Source organism: Arthrobacter sp. 7Tela_A1, assembly GCF_049311065.1.
GTDB lineage: Bacteria > Actinomycetota > Actinomycetes > Actinomycetales > Micrococcaceae > Arthrobacter_B.
In genome coordinates, this window is record NZ_JAXIOO010000029.1 from 1 (window position 1) to 18,109 (window position 18,109).

Consider the following 18,109-nt stretch of genomic DNA (forward strand, 5'->3'; position numbering starts at 1 on the left):
CGCGGAAGGAGCGGGGGTAGATCTGGTAGATGACCGAGGAGCGCCACCATTGGCGGTCGCGTTCGGCGGAGGCCTCATGCACGGGAACAAGCTGAAGCTTTTCGGCACCGGGGGAAGGATCGCGGAGAGCATTGTCCATAGACAGGATCATCCTTTACACACATTGCAGTCTGCTTACCTAAATGTTAAGCGCGTGTGTTTCCCGGGATGCGCCGAAAGGACTGGTGATTGCTCACACAGGGGTGTGACGGCGGCACGCGCAGCACGGTTCGGAACGGCGGTCCTGTCCGGAATGGCGGTCCTGTCCGCGGACGCGCGATCCGGAACGGCGGTCCTGTCCGCGGACGCGCGATCCGGAACGGCGGCAACGAAATTCCTCGCTCGCAGAGCTCGCATGGAATATTAAAGCCGCCTAACCCGGACCGCGGGTCCGCTCGGTGGTCCGTGCGCCTAACCCGGACCGCGGGTCCGCTCGGTGGTCCGTGCGCCTAACCCGGACCGCGGGTCCGCTCGGTGGTCCGTGCGCCTGATCTGGACCCGGGTTCGATAGTTGGTTCGAGGGTCGCTGGGTGGCTGGAGCGGACACCGGACCGCGGGTCCGCAATGGCTTGGACCAGGGGGCCGGCGGGCCGCTGACTTGGGGTTGAGTTCAAAGTTACAGGGGCGTGACTGCCGTGCAGGATAGACTGGGCGGCGATCGCGGACATCGCCGCAGGGGCGGACCGCATGCCACTATCCCTTTACAAAGTTCCCGGGAGAACCATGTCAGAGAACCGAAACAACGCCGGCGCCGACCAGCCCGAAGCACAGCCCGCGAAGCCGGAAGAAGGCACACAGCAGGTTCCGGACAGCGGCGCCCCGACCCAGCCGCTGTACGGACAGTACAGCCCGCAGTCGGGCCAGTCGGGCCAGTCCGGCCAGTCCGCACCGGGCGGGCAGCCGTTTGCCAGCCCCGGAAACCTGCCGTACGGGCAGCAGCAGGAAGCGCCGGCTGCATCTTACGGCCAGCAGACGCCCTACTCCGAGCCGAATTCCTACGGCCAGCAGACGTCCTACGCCGAGCCGAATTCCTACGGACAGCAGCAGGGGTATTCCGGTACCCAGCAGGGATACCCGGGTTACGGCCAGCAGCCCTCGCCCTACGGCTACCCGAACTATCAGGCCCCGGCCACGAAACCCGGCAAGACCATGGGCATTGTCGGCCTGGTCCTTTCCTGCCTGTTCTTTATCCCGTTCGCCTCAGTGGTCGGCCTGATCCTGAGCATCGTCGGATTCGTCCAGTCCCGCAAAGCCAAGCTAAGCAACGGTCCGGCACTGGCCGGCATCATCGTCGGTGCCGTGGTGTTTGCCCTCACCCTGCTCATGACCATTGCGGTGTTCGTCTTCGCTGCCGATGCGGCCATGACGATCGTTGAGGCCTGCGAGGCCAACGGACCCGGAGAGGTCTACATCGACGGCGAATACATCGAGTGCGAGGCTGACTTCGAGCAGTCTCTCTAGGCCCTGACCATCCGGAGCAGGCGAGCTGTACCGGAGGGGGGGGCGGGGCGGGCCCCCCCCGGCGGGGGCCGGGCCTCTGGTATGTGCGGGCTCAGCCCTGCCCCGGTGCCGCTCCGTCTTCGAGCATGCGCATGGTCTTGGTATCCGGATTGAGCAGGATCGCCGCTTCGTCCCTGCGGTGGCGCAGCACCGTGTCCATGTAGGACTGCACCGCTTCGGCCATCGGCACGTTGCGGTTCTGTTTTTCAGACATGTACCAGCGGTGCTCCAGGACCTCATGCACCACTTCAGCCTGCTCCAGCTTGCTGCCCAGCTCACGCGGCACGGACTTCACGATCGGTTCGAAGACCTGGGAGACCCAGAGGTGCGCGCTCAGTTCTTCGTCCATCTCGGGGTGGTTGTCTGCCCGGTAGGAGTCGAGGTCGTTGAGCAGCCGGCGGGCCTGGTTTTCCTGGGCATCCAGCCCGGTCAGGCTCAGCAGCCGCCGCTGGTGGTGGCCGGCGTCGACCACCTTGGGCTGAAGCTGCACGCGGGAGCCGTCGGGGGTGGTACGGATGGTGAGCTCGTCGACGTCGAACCCCAGGTCATTGAGCCGCCGTATGCGTGCGTTCACGCGCCAGCGCTCACCCAGGTCGAAGGACTCCTGCTCGGTCAGCTCCGCCCAGAGATTCCGGTAGCTGTCCATAATCCGCTCGCTGGTGGCAAGCGGGTCGATTTTCTCTTCGACCAGGCCGCCCTCGGCCAAATCCATCAGCTCGCCGGCAATGTTCACCCGGGCGATCTCAAGGTCGTACTCGCGCTGTCCGTTCGAAAGCTCCGGGTACAGCTCACCTGTTTCGGCATCGACCAGGTACGCGGCAAACGAACCTGCATCCCGCCGGAACAAGGTGTTGGACAGCGACACGTCACCCCAGTAGAAGCCGGCCAGATGCAGCCGCACCAGCAGCAGTGCCTGGGCATCGATCAGGCGGGTTAGCGTGACTTCACGCAGCGTCTGTGAGAAAACGGCGCGGTAGGGCAGAGAGAAGCGCAGGTGCCGGGTGACCAGCACCGGTGCCAGTTCCTCCCCGTCCTTGTCCATCCTGCCGGTGATGACGGCGACAGGGGCTACGCTCGGCACGTTCAGCCGCCTGAGCTTGCGCAGCATGTGATATTCCTGCCGAGCTACGTGCTCACTGGTTTCCTTGATGGCAACCAGTGAGTCGCCCAGCCGGGCAAAGCGCACGACGTGCCGTGAAATGCCGCGGGGCAGGGCCGCCAGGTTTTCCTTCGGCCAATCCTCCAGCGGAATCGACCACGGCAGGTCCAGCAGCGCGGGGTCCATGGAAGCAGCTGTGATGTTGAGTGAACCCAGCGGTGACTGGGTTGCTTCCGCATGGCTGCGGGGAAGTTTTCCGGGCTGTCCCCAGTCCGTGGGTTCATCGCGCCAGTTCGCGCGGGGAGTATCAGTCATGGGCAAAATGCCTTCTGTGGACTCAGTTGCGGGGCTTAAACCAATGCGGTGGCCTTCCCCCAGAAGTCTAGTTCAGGGGAAAGGCCACCGCACGTGCCGGGAGTGGCTAAAGGCTACGCTTCGTCAGCAAGTCGCTCTCCGGTGCTGGTGTCAAAAAGGTGCACGTGTCCCGGCTTGGGCTGGACAAACAGGGTATCGCCCTTGGCCGGAGGCCTGCGCGCATCCACGCGTGCGGTGATGGCGTGCTCCTGGCCATCCAGGAAGGTGTGCCCGTACACAAAAGCATCGGCACCGAGTTCCTCCACGACGTCGACTTCAACCTTCAGGCCTTCACCGTCGGCGGCGACATCCATGTCTTCGGGACGGACGCCGAAGGTCACCGTGTTGCCTGCAGCCGCGTCCAGGATGGTGCGCGGCACGGGGTAGACGGTCCCGCCGAAAGTGACGCCGCCTTCCGTGACCGGCAGTTCGAGCAGGTTCATGGCGGGGGAGCCCATGAAGCCTGCCACGAAGACGTTCATCGGCTTGTCGTAGAGGTTTCGGGGGGTGTCTACCTGCTGCAGCACGCCGTCCTTGAGGACTGCAACCCTGTCGCCCATGGTCATGGCTTCGACCTGGTCGTGGGTGACGTAGACGGTGGTGACTCCCAGCCGGCGGGTCAGCGAAGCGATCTGGGTGCGGGTCTGGACGCGGAGCTTGGCGTCCAGGTTGGACAGCGGCTCATCCATGAGGAATACCTGCGGGTTTCGCACGATCGCGCGTCCCATTGCGACGCGCTGGCGCTGGCCACCGGAGAGCGCCTTGGGCTTGCGGTCAAGGTAATCCTCGAGATCCAGCAGCTTCGCCGCTTCCCGGACCCGTTCTGCGCGTTCCTCCTTGGAAACGCCCGCAATCTTCAGGGCGAAGCCCATGTTGTCCGCCACGGACATGTGCGGGTAAAGCGCGTAGTTCTGGAAAACCATGGCGATATCGCGGTCTTTGGGCGGAACGTCGGTGACGTCGCGGTCACCGATCAGGATGCGTCCCGAGTTGACGTCTTCCAGCCCGGCGAGCATGCGCAGGGAGGTTGACTTGCCGCAGCCGGAGGGGCCTACGAGCACCAGGAACTCGCCGTCGGCGATCTCCAGGCTGAGGTTGTCGACTGCGGGGCGCTCTGTGCCCGGGTACAGCCGTGTTGCTTGGTCAAACGTTACCGTTGCCATGATGTTTCCCTTCACGGGCAGGTACGTGCCCGACGATCCGTTGTGAATGGGTGGATATGAACTTGTGAAATATCGTGATGGGTGCCACAGAAGCACTCACTGCCGCCAAGTATGCCATGCCTGTCCAGCCCCGGCATGCACAGCGGGAGGCCGGAGGCGTTAATTGCCGACGGCGGCCCGGCGCAGGTCCAGCAGGTGTTCCAGCACTTCCGCGAACTCCCCGGGACTCTGCACCCGGAATGCGGCAGCCGTCTCGCCGGCGCCAACCTTGATGCCGACATCGCCGCGCTCCAGGACAGCGAACCCTTGCTCGTCGGTGACATCGTCGCCGGCGAAGAAAACTGCCGTCGCACCCGTGAGTTCACGGAGCGCGCGGATACCCTCTCCCTTGTTGGCGTGCACGACCGACGCCTCCAGCACCTGCTTCCCGTCGGTCACCTGGACGCCGTCGAGTTCCCCCAGCCGGGCGCGGGCGGCATCAACGGCTGCGGAGGCGACGTCGTGCGGCGCACTGCGCGTATGCAGGACGACCCCGGCGGGTTTGTCTTCGATCCGGCACCCCGGGGAAGCCTGAACCACCTGTTCGACGGCGTTGCGGGCGCGGGCCAGCAAGGCAGCCTGTTCCGGGGTCAGCTGCAGCGGTTCAGCGTTGGGCCCGGTCCAGGTTTCGGCACCATGGCTGCCGACGAGCAGGGTTTCCGGTTCCGGAGAGGCAGCCCGGCGCAGGCTGTCCAGGGCCCTGCCGGAGATCATCGCCGTCGCCGTGTGCGGTACTGAGGCGAGGGCGCGCAGTGCTGCCGCTGCTTCCGGGAGTGGACGGGCGTCCTCGGCGTGTTCCACCAGCGGCGCCAGGGTCCCGTCAAAATCGACGGCCACCAGCAGCTCGTCGGCCGCAGCGAGTGTTGCCAGCGCTGTGCGCAGGTCCAGGGAAATCATTCGTGCTCTCCTTCTCCCTCCAGCCGCAGGGCGTTGAGGAAGTTCTGCGACCAGCGTTCGACGTCGTTTTGCAGGACCTGGCGGCGCATCAGGCGCATGCGGCGCTGGGCTTCGCGCGGCTGCATGTTGATGGCAGAGATAATCGCGTCCTTGAGACGGTCGATGTCGTGCGGGTTCACGAGCACTGCCTGGCGCAGCTGGTCCGCAGCACCTGCGAATTCACTGAGGACCAGGGCGCCGGAGTTCTCCGTCCGGGCCGCAACGTATTCCTTGGCCACCAGGTTCATCCCGTCGCGCAGGGCGGTGACCAGCATGACGTCGGAGGCCAGGTACAGGGCAACCATCTCCTCCACCGGGTAGGAGTGGTGCAGGTAGCGGATGGCCGTGTTGCCCATGGTGTCGTAGGTGCCGTTGATCCGGCCGACGGTTCCTTCAACCTCTTCGCGCAGCAGCCGGTACTGCTCCACGCGCTCGCGGCTGGGGCTGGCCACCTGGATCAGCGAGGCGTCCTCCACGGTGATGCGGCCGTCTTCGAGGAGTTCGCCGTAGGCCTTGAGCCGGTGGCTGATGCCCTTGGTGTAGTCCAGCCGGTCCACGCCGAGCAGGATCACCTTGGGATTGCCGAGTTCCCGGCGGATCTGCTTGGAGCGTTCGATGATGTCCTCGCGGTGGGCGAGCTCCGTGATCTGGTCTACGTCGATGGAAATCGGGAAGGCCTCGGCCCGCGAGACGTAGGAATTGCCGTCCTCGTCCGTGACGTGTACCTGTTGCTGGCGGACTGAGTGGCCCGCAAAGCGGCGGACGCAGCGCAGGAAGTTTGCCGTGTCGCTGGGGCGCTGGAAGCCAATCAGGTCCGCTCCCAGCAGTCCGGCGATGATATCCCTTCGCCACGGCAGCTGGGCGAAGATTTCCAGCGGCGGGAAGGGAATGTGGTTGAAGAACCCGATCTTCAGGTCCGGGCGGGCCTTCCGGAGCAGCTGCGGCACCAGCTGGAGCTGGTAGTCCTGGACCCACACCGTGGCGCCCTCGGCGGCGACTTCAGCCGCAGCTTCGGCGAACCGGCGGTTCACCGTGCGGTAGGAGTCCCACCAGGTTCGGTGGAACTCCGGCGGTGCGATGACGTCGTGATAGAGCGGCCAGAGGGTCGCGTTGGAGAAGCCTTCGTAGTAGAGCTCAACCTCCGAGGCGCTCAGCGGCACCGGCCGCAGATGCATGTTGTCGTGGTCGAAAGGTTCCAAAGCTTCGTCCGGGGCGCCATGCCAGCCAACCCACGCGCCGTCGGCCTTTGCCATCACGGGCGCCAGCGCCGTCACCAGCCCGCCGGGGGAGCGGCGCCACGTATCGCCGTCGTCAGATCCGTTGTCCGCCACCCGGTCTACGGGCAGTCGGTTTGAGACAACGATGAAGTCGTAATCGCCGTACCCGTCCGTTGAAATCTCAGTCTTCGATTCCGCGGCAACAGCGTTCACCTTCGCACTCCTAAGTTGACTTGTTTGTTTGCCACTCTATCCAACAGGGGAAACTTTGTACCCTCCGGGGACGTTGTCCATAGGGTGCCGGGATATCGTTGTCCCGGAGACTGTGTACGTTGATGCCGCTACCAGCGCGGCCGTTAGAGAGACAGAAGGAAACATGAGCGACCGGAACCCCAAGGCCACCAAGGCTGATCGCCAGGCTGCGGCGCGTGAAAAAGCGCGGGCACTGCGTGAAGCGCAGCTTAAGAAGGAACGCCGCAACAAGCTGCTGACGCGCTGGGGAATCGTGGCGGGAATCGTCGCCGTCATCGCCATCGTCGCTGTGATCGTGGTCAACAGTCTCCGCGGAGACATTCCCGACGCCGGACCGGCCCCGGCCAACGGCAACGCGGACGGCGGCTTCACCCTCACCTCCACCACCGAGCTGGAGCCTACCGAGCCGCTGGAAGTTGACGTCAACGCGCTGCCCGAGGCAACCACCACAAATGAAGCCGGCGACACCGTGCCCGCAGGCGTCGAAGCAGCCGGTCCCGGGGAACCGGTACAGATCGTCGAGTATGTCGACATCAACTGCGTGCACTGCGCGGACTTCACCGGAACGTACGGTGACCAGATCGGCTCCTGGCTCGACGCCGGTGAGGTCACCTATGAGTACCGCACGGTGGCGTTCCTGGACCGCAACTCACCCACGAACTACTCCTCCCGCGGCGCCAACGCTGCTGCCTGTGTGGCGGACACCAACCCGGAATCCTACTGGGACTTCATGAAGGCCATCTTCGCGCAGCATGCGTCCGGTGAGATCAACAACGCCGCGCTGGCCGATATGGCCGACTCCGTCGGCGCCTCCGACGCCAAGGACTGCATCACGAGCGACGGCTTCCGCACCTACGTGAAGTACGCCGACTCGCTGGCGCGCGAAGCCGAAGTCAGCGGCACCCCGACGGTTTACGTCAACGGAGCCGAAGCCGACCTGAACGCTTTCGTCGAGACCGTCCAGGCTGCCATCGACGCCAACAAGGCCGAGGCTTCTTCCTAGCTGCTTCTCCAGCCGGCGCCCCGCCGGAGCGGACCAGTCCTGGTTTCGTTCCGGCGGGTGTGCTGGGCTAATCTTGTCTAGCGCTGTTTTGTTGTCCGCGGACGACGACGGCGCGGGGCCGGTTTCCCGGTCCACGCCTCCTTAGCTCAGTTGGCCAGAGCACCTGTCTTGTAAACAGGGGGTCGCCGGTTCGAATCCGGCAGGGGGCTCCACGAAACCCCTTCTGATCAGGTAAAACGCCCGATCAGGAAGGGTTTTCTCATGCCGCGAAAAGGGGCAGCTACACGTTTACTACACGCTTTCAAAGCGGATGCCTTCCACCTCAATGTGCTTGAAGAGCCTGCCGCTGTCACCGGCAGGTTCCTGCTAAGCGATGGACACGGACGAAGTCACCCGCAGCCGTTGCGAAGCGATCACCGCCGGGGCGGCGGCAGGAATCGCGGGCGTCGGGGATCCCGCCCTGGGCCGAAAGTGGGCGGCCGGGGGAGCGCTCACCCCGGCGCAGCCGGGGCAGCAGCGACTCCACTTTGCCTGCGGTCTCATGAACGAGATCGATACCAGCCAGGACCAGGACACTGCCCGGACATGGATACTGTGCAGCAACCCGCGCCTGGGGTACGACTCCTCGGTCAAGGAGATACGTGAAGACCGCTTCCGGGAAGCTGCTCGAAGAAGGCTATGACGGCTGAACTCTGAAATTGGCCGCCAGTATCTGCCGCCGGGCACCACCGCACAAAAAAGCCGACAGCCCCGCGCAAAACGGGGGCTGCCGGCCGGGGGCCTGCGCGCAGGTGTCACATATCGCCTGAGCGAAGAGGGGAATCTGTCCGCTGCGGATCTTCGGAGCGGCCCTTCCACCACAGAAAGAACCCGTAGAGGCCCAGGCAGACCATCACGACTGCTGCAACGATGCGCCACCACACCAGGGGCTGCCACACGGCAAACAGAATTGCCCACGCGAAGAATGATGCGCTGATCCAGCGGTTGGGAATTTTGTCTTTCATGCTTTCGCCTCTCCGTTGGCGACAATTATTTTAGGATTGGTTATAAGCCGGCACACCCGGGAATAGTCACTCCAATTCCACTCAGAGTATAAGGGCCCAGCCCACCTGGCCTGCACCCGGGACAAACAGCGTGGCCATGCCAAGGCCGACGCCGATAACGCAGGTCACCGGAGCGTCGGTGGCACCCATGTTCAGGTGAGCGGTGTGCTGCCCATTGATGTAAACATCAAGCCACCCGGGGCAGGACTCCGGAGGATTACCGTCCTAGCTGTGGGACACACCCAGACTGACGCAGAAGGTGTAGTACTTCCCGGCGACATCCTGTGGCTCAACTGCACCCGCACTTCCCGGGGTGGCCAGCTGCTGCAGGGAGGGGGCCTGCTGTACCGCGGCGACTGCGGCTGTCTGTTTCCCTCCCGATGCGCCGGCCGGCGCAACCCCTGTAAGTGCGAGCCCAAAAGCGGCTGCGATGACGACTGCGAATTTGCTTATTCTCTTCAACATGCAAGCCAGGCGGCCCGCCGCATGACGAATACCGTCCCGAGGCAGAATCCCTTTCACCCCTTATGGCTGAAGGTCCCGTTGCTTCTCCTAATGTCGACGGGTCTGGAGCCACTGGTTCGGCGAGACAATGACCGACGTTATCGGGGTGGAGCCCGTGGAGAAGCTCGTTAAGGACCCTAATGAGCTTGCTGCTCAACCCGGAGATGACCCTAGGAATCCACCGGCCAGAATCGTCGGCCACCGGCGTGCCTGAGGGCTGAGAGCATCAGGTCCTGGTCCCGATAGTCCTGGTCCCGATAGTCCTGGGACGAGAAGCTGGCATCGAGGCTTACCTCGACGCCGGCGGCCTTTGAGGCTGCCACATCAGGAACCTGCGCCTACCGCTGGAAAGCCTGCCAACGTATTCGGGCACATTGATCCAGTAGACGTCAGCTGACTCGCCGTTGTCCTGATCCAAGGCTGGGTGCTCCGGGAAGCGTCCGTCGAAGCCACGGATGAGCAACTCAACGCCTGCGACACAGGACAACACGGCGCGGGGACCTCAGCCGCTCGTGGATATCAGTAGTGTTGCCGGTGTTGCCAATGGTGTCCCCTTCGATGGAATGGAGCAGCACCTCAGGGGTGTCGTGGTGCGTCGACGGCGGGATCCGTGCAGAGTCCTATGTATCTGCACCCGCCGTGCCCCGGATCTGCGACAAGGTGAATGTCGCGCAAATGACGGAACTCTAGGGACGATAGCGGCAGCCCTAACGCTGTGTCCTGGCGCGGTTAGGGGAACCTGCCTCATCTACGTGCACCACCCTTATGACACGCTTGCGACACGCTTTCAACGGGAATGAGCGGGAAACTGCGGGTAGGATCCAAGCACTATCAACCGCGTTAGACCTGATGAGGGTGCCCTTCACGGAGCCGTCGGGAACTGCCAGGATGCGGTGACACGGCAACAGGGGGTCGCCGGTTCGAATCCGGCAGGGGGCTCCACGAAACCCCTTCTGATCAGGCACAGAGCCTGGTCTGGAGGGGTTTTTCATGGGTTGGACGGCAGCACTGCATGGGTAGTCCTGCCGATGGAGTGCTGCCGACAAGGCTGTCGCCGATGCCTACCGGGCGAGACTCATGGAGGAACCTGGCGCGCGTGGACTGCTCGAGCGGGACCGTGATTAGCCTCGGTTGGTTGCTCCGTTCGGACACCACCACGGCTGGGAGGTCCTGGAAGCTGCAGGTAACAGCCGCCTTCCCACCTTCTAACCGCTCCGTTGGACGCTCTTCGGAATGCCGAGGCTGAGGCGGGGTCCTCTGCACCTGCGGGCCATGGCGCGGCATAAACGTCGACTCTTTCCGTGGTCTGCCGCCGTGACTTGGCCTCTTCTCTATTGGCCGCACAACCCCGGTGCTAGCTTGACCGGACGGCTCGCCACCGCCAGCCGGACGCCAGCACGAAGGAGTGCACCGTGAGAAAACCAGCCACCCGGTCCGGTTTCTTCCTGACAGGCCTAGTAGCCGCTGCACTAAGCGTTCCAGCGGCAGGAACGGCCATGACATCGCAGATGAACAACGGAGCAGTACCCGTAGCAGAAGCAGGCGCTGACTCAAAAGCAACTCAATCCGCGGCGGGAGGCTCGTCCCCCTCAACGCCCTGGGTTGGCAGCTGGGCAGCTCCAATGACCCCGGCCGGTCCAGCAGGCAGTGTTTCCGGAGAGGGGTTCACTGATGCAACGCTTCGCCAGACAGCTCACCTGTCCGTCGGCGGAGACAGCCTGCAAATCAGGATCAGCAACGATTTCGGTACCACTCCGCTGGTGATCGGCGCTGCCACGGTGTCTCCCGGCTCCGCGGCGGAGGACCCGGATCCGGATAAACTGCGCGACGTAACGTTCGACGGCGCCGCATCAGTAACCATCCCCGCGGGTGCTGAGTGGGTATCCGATCCGGTACAGCTTTCCGTGGAAGGAAACTCGGACCTGACGGTCAGCATGTACCTGCCAGGCCCAACCGGGCCTGCTTCGGTGCATTCCCTTGGAAGGGCTACCTCGTACCTCGCGGCAGGCGACGCCACCTCCAGCACGGCGGAGTCCTATGGGGCCCTGGACACCTCACGGTATTTCCTGGAGGGAATAGATACGGCGACGAAGGCTCTTGGATCAGTGGTGTTCTTCGGCGACTCGATCACGGACGGGTTCGCCTCCACCGTCGACGCCAACCTCCGTTACCCGGATCAGGTCGCTGACCGGCTGATGCGCCGGCCCGAGGCCCGGCAGTGCGGAGTGCTCAACGCAGGGATCAGCGGTAACCGGGTGCTGGAAGACGCCGGCACGGCGGGCGTCTCGGCCCTGTCGCGTTTCGAGGACGATGTGATTGACCAGACGGGGGTACGGACGGTTGTACTGCTCGAGGGCATCAACGACATCGGCCGGACCGCCGGGGCGCTGGAACCGGAGTCACTGATCGCGGTATACCGGCAATTCATTGAACGGGCCCATGACCACGGCATCCGAGTAGTGGGCGCCACGCTGACGCCGTACGGCGGTGCCGGGTACTACACCGATGAGGGCGAGCAGGACCGCCAGGCAGTGAACTTCTGGATTCGGACGTCCGGGGAATTCGATGCGGTGGTCGACTTCGACGCCGTGGTCCGCGACCCCCGCGACCGCAGCCGGCTCCAGACCCGGTTCGATCCGGGGGATCATCTCCATCCGAACGATGCCGGCTACGCGGCAATGGCATCGGCGATTAACCTTCAGGAGATCTGCCGGCGGTAGCGTTAGCTGCCGCGGGGACGGTCTGCGTCCGCCGTGTCGTCGGGGCGGGGCTGTGACTGGGCTCCGGTCGAGCGCTTGCCGACCAGCCAGACGAGCAGGACAGCACCGGCCAGGGTGAGGGTAGCCCCGCCGTAAACATTCGACGCCGCATAGACGCCGGGCTGCGACGCGGAGAACAGCCGGCTCACGAGCCCCGGTATCTGTGGCCCGGCGAGCAGGAACACGGTAAGGAGCGGGCCCGACCCGGTGAACCGGCCCATGGGGCCGGGGTGTTTGGCCTTTCCATTCTGCTGCTCGCTCATGATTCCAGTGTTCCAGAAAATCCTGGGCGCCGTTGAAGGCTGTCCCGCGCCGGAAGCTGAACCAAGCAGCCCTAGAACCGGAAAATGGAGTCGATCTCTTGCTTGGCGCCGTCGACGTAGGTGTCGACCCGCTCGTCGAAGAACGAGATCCGGTCTTTCAATTGCCCCGAATCCGGCAGGACTGACTCGTAGGACCACGCGAGGTCAGCGCCGGCCGGATCGTCAGTGACAGACCAGTAGGACGCCGTTCCCTTATAGGGGCAAACCGTCTGCGTGTCCGAGCGGCTAAGGAGGTCCCAGTCGACGTCGCTCCTGGGAAAATAGGTACGCGGCGGCAGCATGGTCTCGTAGACAAAGAGGGGCTGCCGGGTCTCGGCCAGGAGCTGGCCGTTGAGGTGCATGCGAACCGCGCGGGAGGAATCCCGGGCATCGACACGGTGGAACGGGTCGCGCGGATGCCCCTTGATCTCGTTGTCTTCCTCAAACCACTGGTCGAAGGCAAAGAAATCCAGCACGACATGGTTCGCCAGGTCAGGATCGGTCGGCCTGAACCCGGCACCGGCCAGCACCTGGGAGTCCGCCACGATATCCAGGGCTTGTCCCTCGGCGGTGTGGGCGCTGAACGGGTACCGCGGATCCATCAGGGCGCCCGGCGGGACCATGGCCAGCGGGTCATCGTCCGTTTCCGCAGGAACCAGGCTGGCAGAGATGTCCTCCGGCGGTACGGCAAATACGGGCGTCACGCGCCGCGGTTCGTACACCAGGAAGGCGTTGGAAGAGTCGACGACGGCGTCCGGCCCCACCAGGGCGCGGATCCGCCGCGGAGTGGGCTCGAAGCGCAGCAGCGGGAGCATCTTCGCGAACTCCGGGGTGATGTGCAGTGCCATACCTTCAGTGTCTTGCCGGCGGACCGGCCACACAAGGCGCTGCGGAATTCGCCGCGGACCGCAAACGCTTGACCAACCTATCGTTTATCGATATTAATGGAAGATCATTCGATATCGAGCCAAGAGGCCGCCATGGGAAACCTCACCATCCTCATCCTGCGCGTGCTGATGTCCGCAGTCCTGGCAGGGACGCTGCTCATCCAAGCGGTGCTGCTACCCCTGCTTGGTGCCGACCTGGACCAGGGCAGTCCGGCGATCGCTGCCCTGCGGATTCCGTTCCTGGCCATCGGGTTTCTGGGGGTGCTCGCGTTCCAGGTGACCCTGGTCTGCGTCTGGCGCCTGCTCACCATGGTCCGCAGGGGGACGGTCTTTTCCGCCGCGGCGTTCCGCTGGGTGGACATCATCATCGGCGCCGTGGGATCCGCTGCCCTGCTGCTGGTCGTCCTGGGATTCCTGCTCGCGCCCGGAGAAGCGGTTGCTCCGGGAATCGTGCTCCTGGTCGGAGGGGCGGCAGTGACCGCCGCGGGAGTGGCGCTCGTCGTCGTCGTGATGCGGGCGCTGCTCGCCCAGGCAGTCGCCAGGGAAGCGGAAGCGCTGGACCTCCGAACACAGCTCAGCGAGGTGATCTGATGCCCATCGTCGTGGACATTGACGTGATGCTGGCCCGGCGCAAGATGCCCGTTGGCGTCCTGGCCGAGCGGATCGGCATCACTCCGGCGAACTTGGCGGTGCTGAAGAACGGGCGCGCCAAGGCGGTCCGGTTCACTACCCTCGAGGCGCTCTGCGAGGTCTTGGAGTGCCAGCCCGGAGACCTGCTGCGGTGGGTGCCGGAGGGTGCGGACAGTGCGGACCGCGTACACCAGGCCCACGCCTGACGGCAGCGACACAGGCACCGGCGGCGTGTACCACCCCCGGATCCAATTTCCGCACGCGTTAAACCTGCCGAGGTTGATATGAAGTTGTGTCCTAGACCCGCCGCTGGCCGGGAAGAAACTTAGGTAGTCTCAGTACTGGATCACTGCAGGGCAGGGATCCACAGGTTTGAAGGTCCCGAACAGGGCTCAGACGCCGGGCCGAAGCCGGTGATTTCCATGGGGGTGGAATCACCGGCTCCGGACCGGCGTCTGTGGTTTAAAGGCCGCGTTTCCCCGAGCGCATAACGGCGGTACCGTGTCCCGATGGGGAAAAAACAACAGGGGGGACAACCTCACAGTCCGACGGAACTTCTCAGCACGGTCCGCGCGATGGAAGCCCAGGGCATTCCGCTGCCCAAGCCGTACATCATGACCGTCCTTTCCGCGGCCAAGGCGTACGCCGGCTGCGGCGAAACCGAAGAGGGAAGGGAGCTGTGCGAAAGGGCGTGGGAATTCGCTGAATCAGTCCCGGCGCTGAGCCACGACCGAGAGGTGGCAATCCACCTCTATGACGCAGGATGGGACCACCGCCGGCCGCGGGACCCGATGTACCTTACCGGCGCGTTCTTCCTCGCAGTCGAAGAATACGGGCCCGGCAGCGCGTGGGTGCCTTACCTGATGCGGGAACTGTACTGGCACGTCCAGGACCGCCCGGACTGGGATGTTTTCGGCTCCCTCCGGGAGGGGGAGGAAGGCAGGGAACTGGCGGAAACCCTGCACCAAGTGGCCATCGCGGCGCTCGCCGGGTTTCCTGCCGGAACGAACCGCGCCGAACGCTGCCGGCGCAGCGACGTCGTCGGGTTCGCAGCGCAGTTCCTGTTCATGGCAGGTGACGACTTGTGCCGCAGGGCGCTGGAAGAATGGCTCTCCGGGCCGGTCAGCGGGTACGAATCCGGCACCGCCTTGGTCAGCTTCCTGCTCAGGATGCCCGCCTATGGGCCGGCGCGGGCAGCGGCAGAGCGCACCTTGCAGGCGGTGGAAGCCAATCCCGGCTCGACCGGAGCGGAGAAGGCAAGTGTCCTGTTGGATGTCGTGTTCGGCATCGCGATGGCCCCGGATCCGCCCGGGCTGGCGCGGCTGCCTGAGCTCGAGCAGCGGATCGGCGAACTGGCGCACGGACCCTTCAGCGAGGCAGAAGCGCACGTGCTGCAGGAAAAGCTGTACCGCTACGTCATCCAGCGGCTGGATGAGAGCAAGGAAGCGCAGCCGGCCCAGCGGGAAATGTTCGGACGGCTGCTCTTCGACCCGTTCAGCTCCGGCAATACCTGGACCTCAGAGAGCGAAGCCCGCCGCTAGGCGTCGGCAGTCCGCGCTCCGGCGGCGTTCCGTGCGGCCAGGATGTGGGTCCGCATCACGGCTTCGGCCCACTCGCCGTCGCGGGCACGCGCCGCAGCCACCAGTTCCGCATGATGGAGCATGCTGCGGCGCAGGGCTTCGGGACTGTAGGTTCCGAAGGTGTGCGCGACTACGGCCGGCCGCATCAGGGTCTGCAGGGCCACGGCAAAGTGCCGGTTGCCGCAGCGTTCGACGAAAAGCCCGTGGAATTCGTTGTTCAGTGCCCCCAAGGTCCGCAGGTCCCCGTCTGCTGCCGCGGCTTCCATAGCGGTGTTCAGTTCCGCGAGCCGCTCGACGTCGCTGTCCGTTAGCCGGGGAACGGCCAGCAGCGCCGCGTGCGGCTCGAAGCCGGCCCGTACGTCGTACAGCCCTGCCACGTCCTCGGGCGAGAAGGACACAACCTGGGCACCCTTGTTCCGGCTGATCTCCACGATTCCCTCGGCGGCCAGGCGGTTCAGTGCCTCGCGGACCGGCGTCCGCGAAACACCCAGCCGTTCGGCCAGGGCGGCCTCCCGCAGCCAGGCGCCTGGAGCGACGTCGCCGGAGGCGATGAGGGCGCGCAGGCGGGCGTAGGGGCTCTCCTCGAGGGGATCCGCGGGGGAATGGTCCATGTGAACTACGTTATCCCTTGCCGGAGGCGGGTTCGTCCGCTGGCCAGCTGGCTTGGGCAAGCTGGGTGCGGGTGCCGCCTCGGGCAACGAACGACGCCGATGCCCGCCCGGTCAGCTCCACGATACGGTTGGCTGCCAGCAGGTAACGCTCCAGGTCCACTCCGGTGTGAATGCCGAGGCCGTCACACAGGTGCACCAGGTCCTCCAACGGCGCATTGCCCAGCACGGAGGGATCTCCGGGAAACCAGAGATCCCCGCCCAGTCCGGCGAAGGAGCCCTCAATCCAGTCCGTGCCGGCCTGCAGTGCGGCCAGGGCATTTGCCGGGGCAAAGCCGTTGCGGTTATGCAGGTGGACACCTACCTCCAGCCCGGGATACAGCTCGCGGACCCCGCGGATTCCGTCATAGATTTCGCCGGGCTCTTCCTGACCGGAGGTTCCGGCCAGATAGACGCCGGCCGAACCGGCGGCCATGGCCGCCTCCACCACCCGCAGCCGCTCTTCGCGGGCTACCGGACCCCGGGCGGGGGCGAAGAAGGAGCAGGCGACGGCGGTGACCAGCCGCAGGCCCGCCGTGCGGGCCAGTTCCCCGATCCGCTCCAGCCCGGCCAGTGCTTCCTTGACGGAGAGCCGCTGGTTGCGCCGGCTGACCTCTTCGTCCGCCGAAACCACCACCACCAGTTCATCCAGGCCGCAGTCCACTGCCCGTTCCGCGCCCCGGTAATTCGGCGCCAGGCCGCGGTAACGCACGCCGGGGACCCGGGGAACAGCGGCCATCACCTCGGCGGCATCAGCCAACTGCGGCAGGACCTTGGGATGGGCAAAGGACACCGCCTCGATTTCGCGGACTCCCGCATTGATCAGCAGCTGGACCAGTTCCACCTTCCGGGCAGTGCTCAGCGGTTCCGGAACGGACTGCAGTCCGTCCCGCAGGCCCACCTCCACCAGGCGGACCGAGGAAGGAAGGCCCGGCAGGCTCATGCCACGCCCCGGGTGCGCAGCTCCTGGAGCGCTGCCTCGTCGACACCGATCCCGGCAAGGACCTCCGCGGTATGGGCTCCAAGCTCGGGACCGGGCCAGCGGATGCCCCCTCCGGTCCGGCTGAGCCGGGGGAACACGTTCTGCATGGACACCGGCCCCAGGGCGGGGTGGTCAACTTCGGTGATGGATTTCCGTGCGGCGAACTGCGGGTCCGCGAACATATCCGCCGGGCGGAAAATCTTGCCCGAGGGAACCCCGTGTTCCTGGAGGAGCTTCTCGAGCTCGTCAGCGTCCAGCCCGGAGGTGAAGCCGGCAATCAAGTCATCGAGCTCCTGCTGCCGCTCCCCGCGCGCTCCATGAGTGGCGTAGCGCGGGTCGTCCGCCAGCCCGGGGAAGTCCATGGCCTTGGCCAAGCGGGCGAAGACCGTGTCCTGGTTGGCGGCGATCAGCAGCCACTGGCCGTCCTGGGTTGGATAGACGTTGCTGGGCGCAACGTTGGGCAGCACGGCTCCGGTGCGCTCGCGCTGGTAACCGGTGACCTGCCATTCCGGCACGAGGGATTCCATGACTCCCAGGACCGCCTCATAGATGGCGGAATCAACAACCTGCCCCTGTCCGCTGGACTGCCGCTCCTGCAGGGCGGCGAGTGCTCCGATGGCCGCAAACATTGCCGCGAGGGTGTCGCCTATGGAGATCCCCACCCGGGAGGGCGGCGTGGACGGATCTCCGACGACGTAACGCAGGCCTCCCATCGCTTCGCCGATCGCTCCGTACCCGGCACGCTGCGCATACGGGCCGTCCTGGCCAAAGCCCGAAACCCGAACCATCACCAGCCCGGGATTGTCCCGGCGAAGCTCCTCGAATCCCAGGCCCCAGCGTTCCATGGTCCCGGGGCGGAAGTTTTCGATGACGACGTCCGCCTGTGCAATCAGCCGTTTGGCCAGCTCCTGGCCTTCGGGGTCCCGCAGATTCAGGGTCACGGACCGCTTGTTCCGTCCGACCACCGACCACCAGAGGGAGACGCCTTCGGGCAGTTGCCGGCCCCACTGGCGCAGCGGATCCCCGCGTGCCGGGTCTTCGATTTTGACGACGTCGGCGCCCAGGTCTCCGAGGAGTTGTCCGCAGAACGGGCCGGCGAGCAGCTGGCCCATTTCCACCACCCGCACGCCAGCCAGCGGACCCTGTGGTGCAGGTGGCATGGTTGCTCCTTCT

Annotated in this window: 18 protein-coding genes and 1 tRNA gene; 8 read left to right on the top strand and 11 right to left on the bottom strand. The window is 65.1% G+C overall.

Annotated features, from left to right (window positions below; all coding sequences use genetic code 11):
* Positions 1-762: 762 nt before the first annotated feature.
* Positions 763-1,500 (top strand): hypothetical protein, encoded by a 738-nt coding sequence (locus TVB01_RS12190; RefSeq protein WP_422456178.1) that lies wholly within the window; start codon positions 763-765, stop codon positions 1,498-1,500.
* Positions 1,501-1,591: 91 nt separating this feature from the next.
* Here TVB01_RS12190 and TVB01_RS12195 read toward each other — a convergent pair whose 3' ends face one another.
* The 4 genes from TVB01_RS12195 to TVB01_RS12210 all read right to left on the bottom strand — a co-directional run bounded on the left by TVB01_RS12195 (position 1,592) and on the right by TVB01_RS12210 (position 6,560).
* Complete coding sequence (locus tag TVB01_RS12195) at positions 1,592-2,953, bottom strand: DUF4032 domain-containing protein (protein ID WP_422456179.1); 1,362 nt, start codon at positions 2,951-2,953, stop codon at positions 1,592-1,594.
* A gap of 113 nt (positions 2,954-3,066) precedes the next feature.
* Positions 3,067-4,155, bottom strand: a complete 1,089-nt coding sequence (locus TVB01_RS12200; RefSeq protein ID WP_422456180.1) for an ABC transporter ATP-binding protein — start codon at positions 4,153-4,155, stop codon at positions 3,067-3,069.
* Between the two features lie 159 nt (positions 4,156-4,314).
* Positions 4,315-5,091, bottom strand: a complete 777-nt coding sequence (otsB, locus tag TVB01_RS12205) for a trehalose-phosphatase (RefSeq protein WP_422456181.1) — start codon at positions 5,089-5,091, stop codon at positions 4,315-4,317.
* The gene (locus TVB01_RS12210; protein WP_422456182.1) at positions 5,088-6,560 is read right to left on the bottom strand and encodes an alpha,alpha-trehalose-phosphate synthase (UDP-forming); all 1,473 of its coding nucleotides are present in this window, start codon (positions 6,558-6,560) and stop codon (positions 5,088-5,090) included. The genes otsB and TVB01_RS12210 overlap by 4 nt, the downstream gene beginning before the upstream one ends.
* A gap of 163 nt (positions 6,561-6,723) precedes the next feature.
* On the opposite strand from TVB01_RS12210, the gene TVB01_RS12215 reads away from it, so the two are divergent.
* From TVB01_RS12215 to TVB01_RS12225, 3 genes are all read left to right on the top strand, one after another.
* Complete coding sequence (locus tag TVB01_RS12215; RefSeq protein ID WP_422456183.1) at positions 6,724-7,602, top strand: DsbA family protein; 879 nt, start codon at positions 6,724-6,726, stop codon at positions 7,600-7,602.
* Between the two features lie 135 nt (positions 7,603-7,737).
* Positions 7,738-7,814, top strand: a tRNA-Thr gene (locus TVB01_RS12220).
* 161 nt (positions 7,815-7,975) lie between these two features.
* Positions 7,976-8,284: a hypothetical protein gene (locus TVB01_RS12225; RefSeq protein WP_422456184.1), complete on the top strand. Its 309-nt coding sequence runs from the start codon at positions 7,976-7,978 to the stop codon at positions 8,282-8,284.
* Between the two features lie 112 nt (positions 8,285-8,396).
* Here TVB01_RS12225 and TVB01_RS12230 read toward each other — a convergent pair whose 3' ends face one another.
* Together TVB01_RS12230 and TVB01_RS12235 are read right to left on the bottom strand one after the other, a co-directional pair.
* Positions 8,397-8,606, bottom strand: a complete 210-nt coding sequence (locus TVB01_RS12230) for a hypothetical protein (protein ID WP_422456185.1) — start codon at positions 8,604-8,606, stop codon at positions 8,397-8,399.
* A 713-nt stretch (positions 8,607-9,319) separates the two neighbouring features.
* On the bottom strand, positions 9,320-9,472 hold the full coding sequence (locus tag TVB01_RS12235; protein WP_422456186.1) for a hypothetical protein: 153 nt from the start codon (positions 9,470-9,472) through the stop codon (positions 9,320-9,322).
* 1,299 nt (positions 9,473-10,771) lie between these two features.
* On the opposite strand from TVB01_RS12235, the gene TVB01_RS12240 reads away from it, so the two are divergent.
* Positions 10,772-11,869, top strand: coding sequence for an SGNH/GDSL hydrolase family protein (locus TVB01_RS12240; RefSeq protein WP_422456187.1), 1,098 nt, complete (start codon positions 10,772-10,774; stop codon positions 11,867-11,869).
* A 2-nt stretch (positions 11,870-11,871) separates the two neighbouring features.
* Here the strand turns inward: TVB01_RS12240 and TVB01_RS12245 are convergent, their stop codons facing one another.
* Together TVB01_RS12245 and TVB01_RS12250 are read right to left on the bottom strand one after the other, a co-directional pair.
* Positions 11,872-12,171 (bottom strand): hypothetical protein, encoded by a 300-nt coding sequence (locus tag TVB01_RS12245; RefSeq protein WP_422456188.1) that lies wholly within the window; start codon positions 12,169-12,171, stop codon positions 11,872-11,874.
* A gap of 71 nt (positions 12,172-12,242) precedes the next feature.
* Complete coding sequence (locus TVB01_RS12250) at positions 12,243-13,058, bottom strand: DUF427 domain-containing protein (protein WP_422456189.1); 816 nt, start codon at positions 13,056-13,058, stop codon at positions 12,243-12,245.
* A 132-nt stretch (positions 13,059-13,190) separates the two neighbouring features.
* On the opposite strand from TVB01_RS12250, the gene TVB01_RS12255 reads away from it, so the two are divergent.
* The 3 genes from TVB01_RS12255 (at position 13,191) to TVB01_RS12265 (ending at position 15,268) form a co-directional block, all read left to right on the top strand.
* Entirely contained in the window at positions 13,191-13,688 is a 498-nt protein-coding gene (locus tag TVB01_RS12255; RefSeq protein WP_422456190.1) for a DUF2975 domain-containing protein, read from the top strand.
* Positions 13,688-13,933 (top strand): helix-turn-helix domain-containing protein, encoded by a 246-nt coding sequence (locus TVB01_RS12260; protein WP_422456191.1) that lies wholly within the window; start codon positions 13,688-13,690, stop codon positions 13,931-13,933. The genes TVB01_RS12255 and TVB01_RS12260 overlap by 1 nt, the downstream gene beginning before the upstream one ends.
* Before the next feature lie 369 nt (positions 13,934-14,302).
* A complete protein-coding gene (locus TVB01_RS12265; RefSeq protein ID WP_422456192.1) occupies positions 14,303-15,268 on the top strand; it encodes a hypothetical protein in 966 nt (321 codons plus the stop codon).
* Here the strand turns inward: TVB01_RS12265 and TVB01_RS12270 are convergent.
* The 3 genes from TVB01_RS12270 to TVB01_RS12280 are packed head-to-tail and all read right to left on the bottom strand — an operon-like array spanning position 15,265 to position 18,096.
* A complete protein-coding gene (locus TVB01_RS12270; RefSeq protein ID WP_422456194.1) occupies positions 15,265-15,918 on the bottom strand; it encodes a GntR family transcriptional regulator in 654 nt (217 codons plus the stop codon). The two genes, TVB01_RS12265 and TVB01_RS12270, sit on opposite strands and share 4 nt — an antisense overlap.
* A 10-nt stretch (positions 15,919-15,928) precedes the next feature.
* Entirely contained in the window at positions 15,929-16,897 is a 969-nt protein-coding gene (locus TVB01_RS12275; protein WP_422456195.1) for a hydroxymethylglutaryl-CoA lyase, read from the bottom strand.
* Positions 16,894-18,096, bottom strand: a complete 1,203-nt coding sequence (locus TVB01_RS12280) for a CaiB/BaiF CoA transferase family protein (protein WP_422456196.1) — start codon at positions 18,094-18,096, stop codon at positions 16,894-16,896. The genes TVB01_RS12275 and TVB01_RS12280 overlap by 4 nt, the downstream gene beginning before the upstream one ends.
* Positions 18,097-18,109: the final 13 nt, after the last annotated feature.